This window comes from Kribbella sp. NPDC000426, assembly GCF_040300265.1.
Taxonomy (GTDB): Bacteria; Actinomycetota; Actinomycetes; order Propionibacteriales; family Kribbellaceae; genus Kribbella.
This window is the reverse complement of the sequence record NZ_JBEPDK010000002.1, coordinates 845,832-858,841: the sequence shown is the minus strand read 5'-3', so window position 1 is coordinate 858,841 and position 13,010 is coordinate 845,832. Positions and strand designations below refer to the sequence as shown.

12 protein-coding genes are annotated in these 13,010 nt (G+C 69.1%); 3 read left to right on the top strand and 9 right to left on the bottom strand.

Going from position 1 to position 13,010, the window contains the following annotated elements; all coding sequences use genetic code 11:
* Positions 1-3 precede the first annotated feature (3 nt).
* From ABT313_RS11860 to ABT313_RS11830, 7 genes are all read right to left on the bottom strand, one after another.
* Entirely contained in the window at positions 4-879 is an 876-nt protein-coding gene (locus tag ABT313_RS11860; protein WP_350851339.1) for an AAA family ATPase, read from the bottom strand.
* A gap of 38 nt (positions 880-917) precedes the next feature.
* Entirely contained in the window at positions 918-1,517 is a 600-nt protein-coding gene (locus ABT313_RS11855; protein ID WP_350851337.1) for a nucleotidyltransferase family protein, read from the bottom strand.
* 11 nt (positions 1,518-1,528) lie between these two features.
* The gene (locus ABT313_RS11850) at positions 1,529-2,716 is read right to left on the bottom strand and encodes a glycosyltransferase (protein ID WP_350851335.1); all 1,188 of its coding nucleotides are present in this window, start codon (positions 2,714-2,716) and stop codon (positions 1,529-1,531) included.
* Positions 2,716-3,132, bottom strand: a complete 417-nt coding sequence (locus ABT313_RS11845) for an FAD synthase family protein (protein ID WP_130446807.1) — start codon at positions 3,130-3,132, stop codon at positions 2,716-2,718. Before ABT313_RS11845 ends, ABT313_RS11850 begins: the two co-directional genes overlap by 1 nt.
* On the bottom strand, positions 3,132-3,857 hold the full coding sequence (locus tag ABT313_RS11840) for a CDP-alcohol phosphatidyltransferase family protein (RefSeq protein WP_350851333.1): 726 nt from the start codon (positions 3,855-3,857) through the stop codon (positions 3,132-3,134). The genes ABT313_RS11845 and ABT313_RS11840 overlap by 1 nt, the downstream gene beginning before the upstream one ends.
* A complete protein-coding gene (locus ABT313_RS11835; protein WP_350851331.1) occupies positions 3,854-4,261 on the bottom strand; it encodes an adenylyltransferase/cytidyltransferase family protein in 408 nt (135 codons plus the stop codon). Before ABT313_RS11835 ends, ABT313_RS11840 begins: the two co-directional genes overlap by 4 nt.
* Before the next feature lie 106 nt (positions 4,262-4,367).
* Positions 4,368-5,591: a glycosyltransferase family 4 protein gene (locus ABT313_RS11830; protein ID WP_350851329.1), complete on the bottom strand. Its 1,224-nt coding sequence runs from the start codon at positions 5,589-5,591 to the stop codon at positions 4,368-4,370.
* Positions 5,592-5,721: 130 nt separating this feature from the next.
* On the opposite strand from ABT313_RS11830, the gene ABT313_RS11825 reads away from it, so the two are divergent.
* Both ABT313_RS11825 and ABT313_RS11820 read left to right on the top strand, forming a co-directional pair.
* Complete coding sequence (locus tag ABT313_RS11825) at positions 5,722-7,368, top strand: right-handed parallel beta-helix repeat-containing protein (RefSeq protein WP_502883961.1); 1,647 nt, start codon at positions 5,722-5,724, stop codon at positions 7,366-7,368.
* A 145-nt stretch (positions 7,369-7,513) separates the two neighbouring features.
* Entirely contained in the window at positions 7,514-9,064 is a 1,551-nt protein-coding gene (locus ABT313_RS11820) for a right-handed parallel beta-helix repeat-containing protein (RefSeq protein WP_350851326.1), read from the top strand.
* On the opposite strand, the gene ABT313_RS11815 is transcribed toward ABT313_RS11820, so the two are convergent.
* Positions 9,039-10,421: a mannitol dehydrogenase family protein gene (locus ABT313_RS11815; protein ID WP_350851325.1), complete on the bottom strand. Its 1,383-nt coding sequence runs from the start codon at positions 10,419-10,421 to the stop codon at positions 9,039-9,041. The two genes, ABT313_RS11820 and ABT313_RS11815, sit on opposite strands and share 26 nt — an antisense overlap.
* Entirely contained in the window at positions 10,418-11,437 is a 1,020-nt protein-coding gene (locus ABT313_RS11810) for a LacI family DNA-binding transcriptional regulator (protein ID WP_350851323.1), read from the bottom strand. The genes ABT313_RS11815 and ABT313_RS11810 overlap by 4 nt, the downstream gene beginning before the upstream one ends.
* Positions 11,438-11,582: 145 nt before the next feature.
* Between ABT313_RS11810 and uxaC the strand changes: the two genes are divergently transcribed.
* Positions 11,583-12,998 (top strand): glucuronate isomerase, encoded by a 1,416-nt coding sequence (uxaC, locus tag ABT313_RS11805; RefSeq protein ID WP_350851321.1) that lies wholly within the window; start codon positions 11,583-11,585, stop codon positions 12,996-12,998.
* Positions 12,999-13,010 lie beyond the last annotated feature (12 nt).

Sequence of the window (13,010 nt, the reverse complement as noted above, 5' to 3'; positions counted from 1 at the left end):
TCGTCAGCTCGCCAGGAGCCGGTCGAGTGATTCGCGGACGCGGTCGGTGTCCTCGCGGTACTTGAGCACGGCGCCGAGGGTCGCGGCCGCGGACTCGACGTCGAGGACGTCGGCGCCGAGCGCTTCGAGGGCGCGGGCCCAGTCGAGGGTCTCCGCAACACCGGGCGGTTTGAGCAGGTCGAGTTCGCGGATCCGGTGCACCGACCGGGCCACCTGCTCGGCCAGCCGGGCCGAGACCCCGGGCAACCGCGTCCGGACGATCTCGACCTCCCGGGCCAGGCCGGGATGGTCGATCCAGTGGTACAGGCAGCGGCGCTTGAGCGCGTCGTGCACCTCGCGGGTCCGGTTCGAGCTGAGTACGACGATCGGCGGCACCTCCGCGGTGATCGTGCCGAGCTCCGGAATCGTCACCTCGTACGTCGACAGCACCTCGAGCAGGAACGCCTCGAACTCGTCGTCCGCACGATCGATCTCGTCGACGAGCAGTACGGCGGGGCTCTCGCGCAGCGCCCGCAGTACCGGCCGGGAGAGCAGGAAACGCTCGTCGAAGAGGCTCTTCTCGACCTCCTCGACGACGGCGTCGGAACTCGTTGCCTCGACGGTCCGCAGGTGCAGGATCTGGCGCGGGAAGTCCCAGTCGTAGAGCGCCTGGGAGGCGTCGATGCCCTCGTAGCACTGCAACCGGATCAGGTCGAGATCGAGCGCCTCGGCGATCGCGGCGGCCAGCGAGGTCTTGCCGGTACCGGGCTCGCCTTCCAGCAGCAACGGCCGGTGCAACGCGAGCGCGAGATAGCCGACCGTTGCCAAGCCCTCTCCGGCGAGGTATCCGGTCGCCCGCAGACGCTCGGCCAGCTCAGCCGCCGAGCCGACGGCACTCACTCCTTCAGCATTCACCTACTTCGGCGTGCTGCCAACAGTCAGCGGTGACCTTGTGGCAGATCGCCCGGCGTGTCCGCGTCGGCACCGTCGCCGATGTCGTCGCACGCGACCAGCTCGACCGGGTGAGTTCGAAGGTAGTCCCGAGCACCCGCGTCTCCGTGGGCCGACGCGATCACGCCGTCCCAGTGCGTCCGCCCGATCAGCACCGGATGACCCGGCGCACCGTCGTACGTCGCCCGCACCAGCGCGTCCGCACCGTCGCTCTTCAGAACCCTCCGAACCGCAGCACTCGTCAACCCAGGCAGATCCACCGGCACAACCACAACCGCGTCACCTGCACCCTGGAGGGACTCGAGGCCCGCACGGAGCGAGGCGCTCATGCCTTCGGGCCAGTTGGTTGCCTCGACTACCTGGACCGGCTCAGCGGCGAGCTCGGCGCGGACCTCGGCCGCGGCGGCTCCGATGACGACGACGACCGGTGAGCAGCCGGAGGCGGCGAGGATGCGGGACGCCCGGACGACCCATGGCACACCGGCCGGATCGCGGACGAGGGCCTTCGGGCCGCCCATCCGACGGCCGGCGCCGGCAGCCAGCACCAGACCCGCGACCGGCACGCCCAGCGAATCTGCGTTCGTCATCACTCTGCGAATCAGTGCGAAACGCGGGCCGGTGCGTACCACTCGGCAAGGATGTCCGGGAGCCGGTCCGGCCCCCAGCGATCGACAGGCGTGATCCGCCCGCGGAGCGAGGCCAGGCCCTTCGCCAGACCGCCGACCACGTCGCCCTGCCACGGGACGCTCACGCCCTCGTCAGGGCCGACGATGACAGCCGGGCCGCCGCGATCGACGCAGACCACCGGACAGCCTGAAGCCAGCGCCTCCGTGACCGCCCAGCCGGCGGCCTCCCGGAACGCGGGCGCGATAAGTGCGTCAGCGCGGAACATCGCCGCCAGCACGTCCTCCCGCGGCAGCGCACCCATGAACTCGACCCGGTCCCGCACCCCGAGCTGCCACGCCAGCCCCTCGGCGCGTCCCCAGTCCGGGCCGTCGCCGATGATACGGAGCTCCCAGTTGGACGCCTCGGGGCGGGCCAGCGCGCTGACCGCGAGCAGCACGCCCTTCCACGGGATCAACCGGCCCACGAACAGCGCGGTCTTGATGCCGGGGGCACCGAACGGCTCGTACGGACCGGAGGCGGTGAAGCGCCGGATCGCCACGTTCGGCTGGACCACGATCTCCTTCGCGTACGGCCGGAACGCATCCGCGACATCGTTGTTCTGGGCAACCATCAGGTCCGCGGTCTGCGCCATCCGGCGGCCGGTCAGCCGGCGCCGGAGCCCGGTGTACGCCCGGCGTACCAGCTCCCCCACGACGCCGCGCGGACCGAGCCAGTGCGCCATCGCCAGCGGCGCGGTGGTCGATCCGCCGACCGGTCCCCAGATCACCTTCGCCGACGACTCCTCGACCACGCCGGCGCCCATCCAGTCCACGGCGAAGGTCAGATGATGGATCACGTCGAACGACTGCTCGGCATGCAGGCGTCGCGCCGTACGGCGGGCCAGACCCTGCCACAGCGGGTAGTACCAGTACACGTCCGAAGGCCGTCGCCGCAGGCGCAGGATCCAGCGCGGCAGCTCCAGCGGTACGACGGTCAGCCCGGGCACCGGCCGGACCGCGAGCTCCGCGTCGATCTCGTGCCGGAACTTGCCGCGGGTCAGCAGCCACACGTCGTGGTCGCGCGCGGCCGCTTTGGCCCACGCCCATCCCGCGCCCGGCTCGGACCCGCCCGTCGGCCGGCAGGCGTATGCGCTGAGCAGTACCTTCGGCCGGCCAGGCATCAGCTCATCCCCTCCAGAAGCCTGCGCAGATCGGTGCTCGAGGTGGAGGCGGTGTACGGGAAGTAGTGCACCTGTGCGCCGACCTCACCCAGCAACCTCTCCAGTCTCGTCCCCTTTTCCGTGCCCTTCCAATCATCACCCTTGAAGAGAACGTCGTACCGCAGTTGTTTCCACATCTCGAACTTGTCGCTCGACCAGTCGCTGACCACCTCGTCGACGAGGTCGAGCGCTCGAATGACGTCCATCCGCTCCTGGTGCGGAACCACCGGCGGACGGCCCTTGATCCGGGCCACCACGTCGTCCTCGACCACGCCGGCGATCAGGTGGTCGCAGTGCTCGCGGGCGCGCCGCAGGATGTTCAGGTGCCCGATATGGAACATGTCGTAGACACCGGGGGCGTACCCGACGAGCGCCATCAGGCCTGCACCCCCAGGAGCGCCATCTCCCGGTACCACTTCGCGACCGCGCCGGCGAGGAACAGCAGGTTCAGCGCGAGCAGCGCGCCGTACAGCACCAGGAACAGCGACGGCGTCCCGAAGGCCAGGAACACCAGGCACAGCACGCCGTAGTCGGTCGGTGCGATCAGCAACGACTTGAGCACCGAATCGCCACGCTGGTTGGGTTTCGCCGCGCCGCCGTGGCGCCGGCGCAGCTGGTCGATCAGGATCAGCCCGAAGAACAGCACCGACGACATGCAGACGTAGGCGAGCGGCACGAGCAGCACCAACTCGTTGTCAAAGGCATCGAATCGGTAGAACGAGATCAGCACCGCGCTGTGCAGCAGCACGATCTTGACGGCGTCGATCATGTGGTCGAGCCACTCGCCCAGCGGCGACCCGCCGCCACGCAGCCGGGCCAGCTGCCCGTCGGCGGAATCCAGTCCGTAGCCGAGCACCAGCAGCAGCGTCACGACCAGCGCCAGCAGGAACGACGGCCGGACCGTTGCCACCAGCACGATTCCCACCAGCGAGCAGAACCCCGACGCCAGGCTGACCTGGTTCGGCGTCCGCCGCCCGAGGAACGCGGCCGCCGCGAACACGCGCCCGATCCGCCGGTTCACGAACCGCGAGTACGCCGGCGTACCGGCGGACGGCTTCTGCGCCCGGGACAGCTGCGCGACCGTCTCCCGCAACCCACTCATGCGACAGAGCTGCGCGACTGCCGCTGGTCGACCGCGGCGCGCAGGATCGGGCTGCGGGAGGCCCGGCCGGCCGGCAGGACGGTGATCAGCGCGGGCGGAATCCCGTCCAGCTCGTCAACGCCCAGCACACCGTCGGTGCCAGTGGCAGCGAACACGGTCTGTACCCCCAGTACGCCGGTCAGCCACTCGGACCGCACGTCGTCCACGGCAACCACTTCGTCGACGCACCGCAGGTGCTCGACGATCTGCGCCCGCTCGAGCAGCGGCACGAACGGCCGCGCACCCCAGGCGTCCAGCGCCCATTCGTCGGACAGCACGGCCACCACCAGCCGGTCGCTGTGCCGGCGCGCCCGTTCGAGCACGTCCACATGCCCGACGTGGAACAGGTCGAAGACCCCGGCCACACATCCGATCCGCGGCACCCTGACCCCGTTGCCCAACCTGCCATCCCCCAACACGAATTCCTGCGATCCCTCTGGCGCGACGCTGCCCCCTGCGTCCCGCGGAACTTTATACCTGTCCGGCACGGCGCGCCCAGGATCCCCGACGCGTCCGGCCGCTGTCGGCGTGCCGGGCGATCGCATCGGTGTAGATCCTCTCCGTGGCTACCAGGTCACGCTCCGGAGTGAAGCGGTCGAGGTAAACCTGTCGGGCTCGTTCGCCGAAGGCTACCGAAGTCACGGGATCAGTCACCAACCCGATCGCCTTCCGCAATCCCTCCGGATCACCGGGGACGGTCAATGCACCGGTTTCTCCGTCGTCAACAAGCTCCGCGAGTGCACCGAGCCGGGAAGCGACCACCGGAACACCGTGCGCGAAAGCCTCTACCACCACGAGTCCGAAGCTCTCATACGAACGTGCCGGTACGACGGCGACGCGCGCGGAGCGCAGCAGTTCCATGCACTCTGCCCACGGTCGTTGACCAAGCACCTGAACAGACAGGTCTTTCCGGGCCAGCTCCTCGGCCGTGCCCCGCAGCGGACCGTCGCCGACCACGATCAGCTTGCCGAGCGAGGAGTCCCACGCCTGCAGCAGATCCGCGAACCCCTTGTCCTCGCTCAGCCGACCGAGGAACACCACGCCGTCCCCCGCGCCGCTACGCACCTCGCCCGAGTGCGGCACGGCGTGCGGCTTCACCTCGAACCGCTCCGGGTCGAAGCCGGCCGCGGCGTACCGGTCGCGGACGAACCCGGACGGTACGACGAACGTGTCGACGTACCGCTGCCAGGTGTGCAGCGTGTTGTGGACGCCGATGCTCGCCGCGAGCGGCAGCGTCTGCACGCGGGATTCGCGATAGCAGCTGTGCCGCACCGCGGCCAGCGGTAGCTTGCCGACGCACGACTCGCACGGCGCCCCGTCGCGCTGCAGCACCGCGTTCGCACAGAGCAGCCGGAAGTTGTGCAAGGTCGCGACCACCGGCAGGTCCAGGCGGTACGCCGCCCGCAGCACCGAGGCGCTGAACAACGGAAAAGTGTTGTGAACGTGCACCAGATCGGGCCGCTGCGCTTGCAATAGATGTGTTAAATCGCGTTCCGCCGAAAATGACCAAACGGAGCGAAACGGTAACAGTGCGCGATCTTTCCGGCTCAACTGCGCGATGTCGTCGCTGTTTCGGGCGTACAGGTCGATCTCATGTCCTGAGTTACGCAATAAATCAACCGTTTGCGCGACGACGGTGTTCTCGCCACTGGGTTGACCGGTCCGGTAACGGTTGTGCAACATGGCGACCCGCATGGCACTACCTTAAGTCCCGCCCTCGTCACGCAGACGGCTACACCTGGTTTCCCGCTCCCAGGAGAGTGCATTGAGGAAGTTGTGGTTCGCAGCGCTTATCGCTGCGGCGCTGGCAGTCGTTACGGTCGCAATGCCCGTGATCGCCAACGAGAACAAGGCGACGACCGCAGCCAGGTCCGTGACCGCGGAGCAGGCTGCGTCCCGGGTGCTCCCCTCGCACCGGCCGGGCAAGACCACCACGACTCCGGGCAAGACGCAGCCCAAGGCCACCCACACGACCGGGACCCCCTCGAAGAAGCCCGGCGCGACGACGACCCCGACGAAGAAGCCGACGAGTACGCCGACCGAGCCCGTCGAGCCCAAGCTGCCGACGACCCCCACCGTGGACTCGGACGAGGCCGGCCCGGCAGTCGCCGGTCCGTGTGTCGGCACAGTGATCGAGCCCAGCGACAACGCCCAGTCGGTCGTGAACTCCAAGCCGGCCGGTACGACGTTTTGCTTCGCGGCCGGCCTGCACCGGATCAGCTCGACCATCCGCCCGAAGGCGAACCAGGTGCTCGCGAGCTCGAAGCGGGCCGTCCTGACCGGGTCGGTCCCGCTGACCGGCTGGACGAAGTCCGGGTCGGCCTGGGTCGTGCGCGGCGCGCTGCCGGCGGCGTACGGCAAGAGCGGTGAGTGCGAGGACAACAAGGCGAACATCTGCTACCTGCGGGAGCAGCTGTTCCTCGACGACGTCCACCTGACCCGCGTGGCGAGTGTCTCCGCGGTCAAGGCCGGCACGTTCTACGCCGACTACGGCGCGAACGTGATCTACCTCGGCAGCAACCCGGTCGGGCATGCCGTGGAGATGTCGAAGACGGCGACCGCGATCGAGTCGAACGCGACCGGGGTCGTCATCCGCGGCCTGACCATCGAGCACTTCGCCAGCGCACCGCAGGCTGGCGCGCTCGTGTCTGGACCGGGCTGGAAGGTCACCGCCAACGACGTCCGCTGGAACCACGCGGTCGGCGTGATGCTGGTCAAGGCCAACAGCACCAAGGTCGACAAGAACCTGATCCGCAACAACGGGCAGCTCGGACTCGGCCAGTACAGCTCGGCCGCGGCCGCCGTCACCGGCAACATCATCACCTCGAACAACACCGACGGCTTCTGGATCGCGGACTGGGAGTCCGGCGGCATCAAGTCCACCCGGTCGTCCGGCACGGTCAGCGGCAACGTGATCAAGTCGAACAAGGGCATCGGGATGTGGGCCGACGTCGCCGATGACGGCCGGGTGATCAGCGGCAACCAGATCGTCGGCAACGCCGCCGACGGCATCCGCTACGAGATCAGCCGCAACGGCACGATCGAGGGCAACACGGTCACCGGCAACGGCTTCGGCACCGGCCGCGGCTCGGGTACGTCGCTGTGGGACGGCGGCGGGATCAACATCAACACCTCGTCCGGCATCACGATCAAGGGCAACAAGGTCTCGGGCAACGTCAACGGCATCGCGATCCAGTCCCGGACCCGCGGCAGCGGCCCGTGGGGCACGTACCTGCTCCGCGACGTCCAGGTCACCGGGAACACGATCGAGATGACCGCCGGTACCCAGGCGACCGGCATGGTCCAGAACGCCGGCGCCGCCGTACCGGCCGGTGAAGTCGTTTTCAGCGGCAACAAGTACGTGCTGGACGACCTTGGCACGCAGCGGTTCAGCCGGTTCGGCACGAAGCTCACCGCGGCCGGCTGGCAGTCCGCCGGGCTCGATGCCGTGGGCACCTTCCTCGCGAACTAGCCTCGCGAACCGATCGCTTGCTCACCGCAACATATTTGTGCGCTACGTATTGCCATGACTACGTGATGTAGGGGTAATCTGCAAAGCGAAGCCGCGCCATGGGGGGTGCGCTCAGGGCTCACCTGTGCCACCGGAGGCTCCGCATATGAAGAGAGCAGTTCTGGCAATAGTTGCAATCGGCACCAGTCTGGTTGCCCCTGGCCCCCTGCCCGCGCAGGCCGCCACGACACCCGCCACACCCCCTGCGGACGGCACCTTCCGCAGCGGACCGGCGCTCGCGCCGGCGTGCAGCGGCGTGACGATCAAGACCACCGACAACGCCGCCCAGGTCGTCGACGACTGGCCCGCCGGTACGACGTTCTGCTTCGCGTCCGGCCTGCACCGCATCTCCGAGACGATCCACCCCAAGGCCGACCAGGTGCTCGCGAGCGACGACGGCGCCGTACTCACGGGATCCGTGCGGCTGACGCGATGGACGCTGTCCAACGCCGCCTGGGTGACCACCGGCGCGCTGCCCCCGGCGTACCCGCAGACCGGGCAGTGCGAGGACAACAAGACCAACATCTGCTACCTCCGCGAGCAGGTGTTCTACGACGGCAAACACCTGACCCGGGTGGCGTCCCGAGACAAGGTTGCCCACGGCACCTTCTACGCCGACTACGCCGCGAACGCGATCTACCTCGGCGACGTCCCGGCCGGCCACGCGGTCGAGATGTCGAGTACGCCGACCGCGATCGAGCCCGGCGGGAACAACGTCACCGTGCGCGGGCTGACCGTCGAGCACTTCGCCACTCCCCCGCAGGGCGGGGCGGTCGTGCTGGGTCTCGGCTGGCACGTGTACGCGAACGAGCTCCGCTGGAACCACGCCATCGGCGCGATGCTGCAGAACGCGGACAGCGCCGTACTCGAGAAGAACTGGATCCACGACAACGGCCAGCTCGGCGTCGGGCAGTACAGCACGCTCAAGGGCACGATCTCGGCCAACCAGATCAGCGGCAACAACACCGACGGCTTCTGGATCGCCGACTGGGAGTCCGGCGGCGTGAAGACCACTTGGTCGAGCGGTGGTTCGGTGACCGGCAACCTGATCCAGGACAACCGCGGCATCGGACTGTGGAGCGACGCCTACGACGACAGCCGCACGTTCAGCAACAATCAGATTGTCGACAATGCGGCGGACGGGATCCGCTACGAGATCGGGCGCAACGGCGTGATCGCCGGCAACTCGATCAGCGGCAACGGCTTCGGCACCGGCCGCGGTTCGGGTACGTCGCTGTGGGACGGCGGCGGGATCAACATCAACACCTCGTCGAACGTCCAGGTCCGGGACAACGTGGTCGCGAACAACGTCAACGGGATCTCGATCCAGTCCCGCACCCGGGGCTCCGGCCCGTGGGGTACCAACGTGCTCCGCGACATCGTTGTCTCCGGCAACCAGGTGACGATGCGCGGCGGGACCACCGCGACCGGCATGGTGCAGAACTCCGGCGCGGCGATCCCGGCCGGCGAGGTCAGCCTGAACGACAACGTGTACATCCTCGACAGCCTCGCCGCCGAACGCTTCCAGAAGACCGGCCAGTGGTACACCGCACAGGAGTGGCGCGGAACCGGTCAGGACACCGCGAGCGCCTTCACCATCGGCAGAGCGATCCTCGACGCGACCGGCGTACTCACGATCCTGCCAGCAGTGAGCTGACGTGCTCGACGAGCAGGTCGCGGAAGACGGCTGAGTCACGCAGGTCGGGAGTGAAGACAGAGTCCACGGCGAGGAGGGCGTCGACGAGCTTGGCCGGGTCGGAGGTGCCTGCTACGGCGGTCTTGAGGCGGGCGGCCTGTGGGTCGTCGAGGTCCGGGGTCCGCAGTACGTAGACCATCCAGGCGGCGACGGCGAGCGAGATCGTGCGCGGCTCGGCGCCGGCGGCCAGGCGGTCGCGGACGGTGCCGAGCATGCGGACGGGCAGCTTGACCGAGCCGTCCATCGCGACCTGGCGGGTCCGGTGCTTGAGGGCCGGGTTCGCGAACCGCTCCAGCACGCTCGCGCCGTACGCCGTGAGGTCAAGCCCGTCCGGAGGCGTCAGGGTCGGTACGACGTCGTCGGTCATCAGCGCCCGCGACAACCTGGACAGCTCCTCGTCGCGGACCGCTTCGGCGATCGTCTCGTAGCCGCGGAGCGCGCCGAGGTAGGCGAGCATCGAGTGGGTGGCGTTGAGCATCCGCAGCTTGGCCTGCTCCCACGGCGCGACGTCCGCGGTGAGGACGGCGCCGCCGCGCTCCCAGGCCGGACGGTCGCCGGCGAAGTCGTTCTCGATCACCCATTGCAGGAAGGGCTCTGCGACCACCACGGCCTCGTCGCGTACGCCGAGCAGCCGCGCCGCCTCGGCCCGGTCGTCCTCGGTCGTGGCGGGCACGATCCGGTCGACCATGCTGGCCGGGAACCTGGTCGCCTCGAACGTCTCCGGGATCTTGCCCAGGGCATCGAAGTAGTCGGTCACCAGCTTCCGCAGGAACGGGCCGTTGGCAACCAGGTTGTCGCAGGACACGATCGTCAGCGGCTCCGCACGCCGCGCGATCCCGGCGGCGAGCTGGCCGACGACCGTCCGCGGCGGGCGGCCGGTCAGGTCGGCCCGGATCTCCGGGTCGTCCAGGTCGAGCCCGGTGCCGGTTGCGCGGTAGCCCTTCTCGGTGACGGTCAGCGTCACCACGGCGACCGCCGGATCCGCGATCCGTGCGACCACCGCATCGGGGTCCTCCGGCGCCGTGAGTACGTCGCGGATGCTGCCGATCACCTGGACGGTCGGATCACCGAGGCCGCGCTCCAGAACGGAGTACAACCCGTCCTGCGGTGCCAACTGGTCGCGGACGGTCGCGGACCGCTGGCTGACACCCGCGATCCCCCAGCGCGTCTCGCCGGTAGCCACCGCTGCTTGCTCGGTCACCACCGCCTGGTGAGCGCGGTGGAAGGCGCCGAGGCCGAGGTGGACGATGCCGACCGACAGGGATCGCGGATCGACGGCGGGGGTGACGGGAAGGTTGGTGAGACTCAGCCTGGTCAAGCCAGCGCACCTTTCTGTTGGTGGGGTGCTGGTCCGGTGCTGTCCCGGACGATCAGTTCGCCATGCAGCTGCCCATGCAGCTGGGAGTGGGTGCCGGCATCGCTGTCCGGGTCGTCGAGCATCGTGAGCAGCAGCTCGACGGCGATCCGGCCGGCCTCCTGCTTGGGCAGGCGGACCGTGGTCAGTGCGGGTCGGGCCATCGACGAGATCGCGATGTCGTCGACGCCGACCACGCTCAGGTCACCCGGGACCGAGAGCCCGCGGGAGTGCAGGCGGGCCAGCAGGCCGATCGCGACGAGGTCGTTGTAGGCGACGACAGCGGTGGCGCCGGTCGCGACGACCTGGTCGGCAGCGGCCATGCCGCCTTCGTACGTCGGGGCGAAGTTGCCCACTGGAGCCAGCTTCGCGCGCAGTTCCTCGACCGCGTTGCGCAGGCCGAGGCCGCGATGCTGGGTGGACCAGGAGGTGGCCGGTCCGCCGACCCAGGCGATCCGGTGGTGGCCGAGGGCAACAAGATGGGCGACGGCCTGGCGCATGCCGCCCTCGTTGTCGTAGGTGACGCCCGGAAGCCCCTCGGCGGCCCGGTTGACCAGGACCACGGTGGTGTCCTGGGCGATCGCCGCGAGCTCGTCGTTGCTCGCCCGGGGCGAGCACAGGATCACGCCGTCGACCTGCTTGGACAGCGCCCGGACGAGCCCGGCCTCCGCCGCCGGGTCCTCGTCGGTATCGGCGACGAAGACCGCGACATCGTGGCGGCGGGCGCGTGCCTGCACGCCTTTGGTGACGCTGGCGAAGAACGGGTTGGCCAGATCCGGCACGACCAGACCAATGGTCCCGGTCCGTCCGGTGATCAGCCCACGAGCCGCGCGGTTGGGCTCGTACCCCAACTGCTCAACCGCAGCAGCAACCCGCGCCCGGGTAGCTGCATTCACCATCCCCGGCAACGACAGCGTGCGCGACACAGTCGAAGCCGACACCCCGGCCAACCGCGCCACATCCCGAATAGTCGCCGCCACGCCACCGTCCCTTTCCGGTCGGGTTGAGTTTGCAATCGGTTGCACCTTGTGTCAAGCGGTCACCCATTGGACGCTCGCTTGTGCTGACAAGAACCGACTGCAATCCTTTGCAGGATACGTTTCAGCCCATCGCATCGGAGGACCCATGTCGAAGGCTCTGCAGCCTCATCCGGATCGTGCTTTCCCGGCCGGGGAGGCGCGTGAGGTCGCCCGCCGGATCCACGCTTCGACGAAGGACCTGCCGCTGCTCTGCCTGCACGGGCACGTCGACATCCGGCTGTTCGCCACCGACGCGCCGTTCGGCGACCCGGCCGAGCTGCTCGTCGTCCCGGACCACTACGTCACCCGGATGCTGGTCTCCCAGGGCGTCTCCCCCGACAAACTCGGGCTCCCCCGCCGCGACGGCAAGCAGACCGCCCAAGAGACGGCACACCCGAGGGAGATCTGGCGCGAGTTCTGCGCGAACTGGCACCTGTTCCTCGGCACCCCTAGCCGCTACTGGCTCGAGCACGAGTTCGCCGAGGTCCTCGGCATCACCGTGCACCCGTCGGCCGACAACGCCGACGAGCTGTACGACCAGATCACCGCACGCCTCGCCGAGCCCGAGTTCCGCCCACGGGCCCTGCTCGACCGCTTCAACATCGAGCTGATCTCCACCACCGACGCGGCCACCGACGACCTCGCCCAGCACGCGAAGCTCGCCGCGGACCTGCCCGGCCGGGTCGTCCCGACGTTCCGCCCCGACGCTGTCGTACACCCCGACCGCGCCGGCTGGCCGGAACTGATCGCCCAACTCGGCGCACTGGCCGACGTAGACACCACGACGTACGACGGCTTCCTCGAAGCGATCCGCCAACGACGGCAGGCGTTCGTCGCGGCCGGTGCGCGCGCCACCGACCACGGTCACCTGAGTGCGACCGCCGTACCGCTGTCGGATGCGGAAGCCGGCCGTATCTACGCGGGTGCGTTGAAGGGCGACGTGACGCCCGACGACGCGGCGGCGTTCGCGGGCCACATGCTGTATCAGTCGGCGGTGATGTCGGCCGAGGACGGCCTCGTGATGCAGCTGCATCCCGGCGTACTGCGGGACCACGACCCGGCGATCTTCGCGACGTACGGCCCGGATCAGGGGCACGACATCCCCGTGACGACCGAGTTCACGCGATCGTTGCGGCCGTTGCTCGAGCGGTTCGGGCACGCGGAGGGATTCCGGCTCGTGCTGTTCACCGTCGACGAGACCGTCTACTCCCGCGAGCTCGCGCCGCTGGCCGGCGTCTACCCGGCCGTCCGGTTGGGTGCACCGTGGTGGTTCCTCGACAGCCCCGACGGGATGCGGCGGTTCCGCGAGCTCGTGACGGAGACGGCGGGCTTCTACAACATGTCCGGGTTCGTCGACGACACCCGTGCGTACCTGTCGATCCCGGCCCGTCACGACCTGGCCCGGCGCATCGACGCCGGGTACCTCGCCAACCTCGTCGTACAGCACCGCCTCGACGAGGACGACGCCTTCACCGTCGCGAAGGCGCTCGCCTACGACCTGGCGAAGGACACGTACCTCTAGAGCAGGTAGTCT

Coding starts and splice junctions, on each gene's coding strand:
- ABT313_RS11855 (WP_350851337.1), bottom strand. CDS start 1,517: ATGACGAACGCAGATTCGCTGGGCGTGCCGGTCGCGGGTCTGGTGCTG.
- ABT313_RS11850 (WP_350851335.1), bottom strand. CDS start 2,716: ATGCCTGGCCGGCCGAAGGTACTGCTCAGCGCATACGCCTGCCGGCCG.
- ABT313_RS11845 (WP_130446807.1), bottom strand. CDS start 3,132: ATGGCGCTCGTCGGGTACGCCCCCGGTGTCTACGACATGTTCCATATC.
- ABT313_RS11840 (WP_350851333.1), bottom strand. CDS start 3,857: ATGAGTGGGTTGCGGGAGACGGTCGCGCAGCTGTCCCGGGCGCAGAAG.
- ABT313_RS11830 (WP_350851329.1), bottom strand. CDS start 5,591: ATGCGGGTCGCCATGTTGCACAACCGTTACCGGACCGGTCAACCCAGT.
- ABT313_RS11825 (WP_502883961.1), top strand. CDS start 5,722: ATGCCCGTGATCGCCAACGAGAACAAGGCGACGACCGCAGCCAGGTCC.
- ABT313_RS11820 (WP_350851326.1), top strand. CDS start 7,514: ATGAAGAGAGCAGTTCTGGCAATAGTTGCAATCGGCACCAGTCTGGTT.
- uxaC (WP_350851321.1), top strand. CDS start 11,583: ATGTCGAAGGCTCTGCAGCCTCATCCGGATCGTGCTTTCCCGGCCGGG.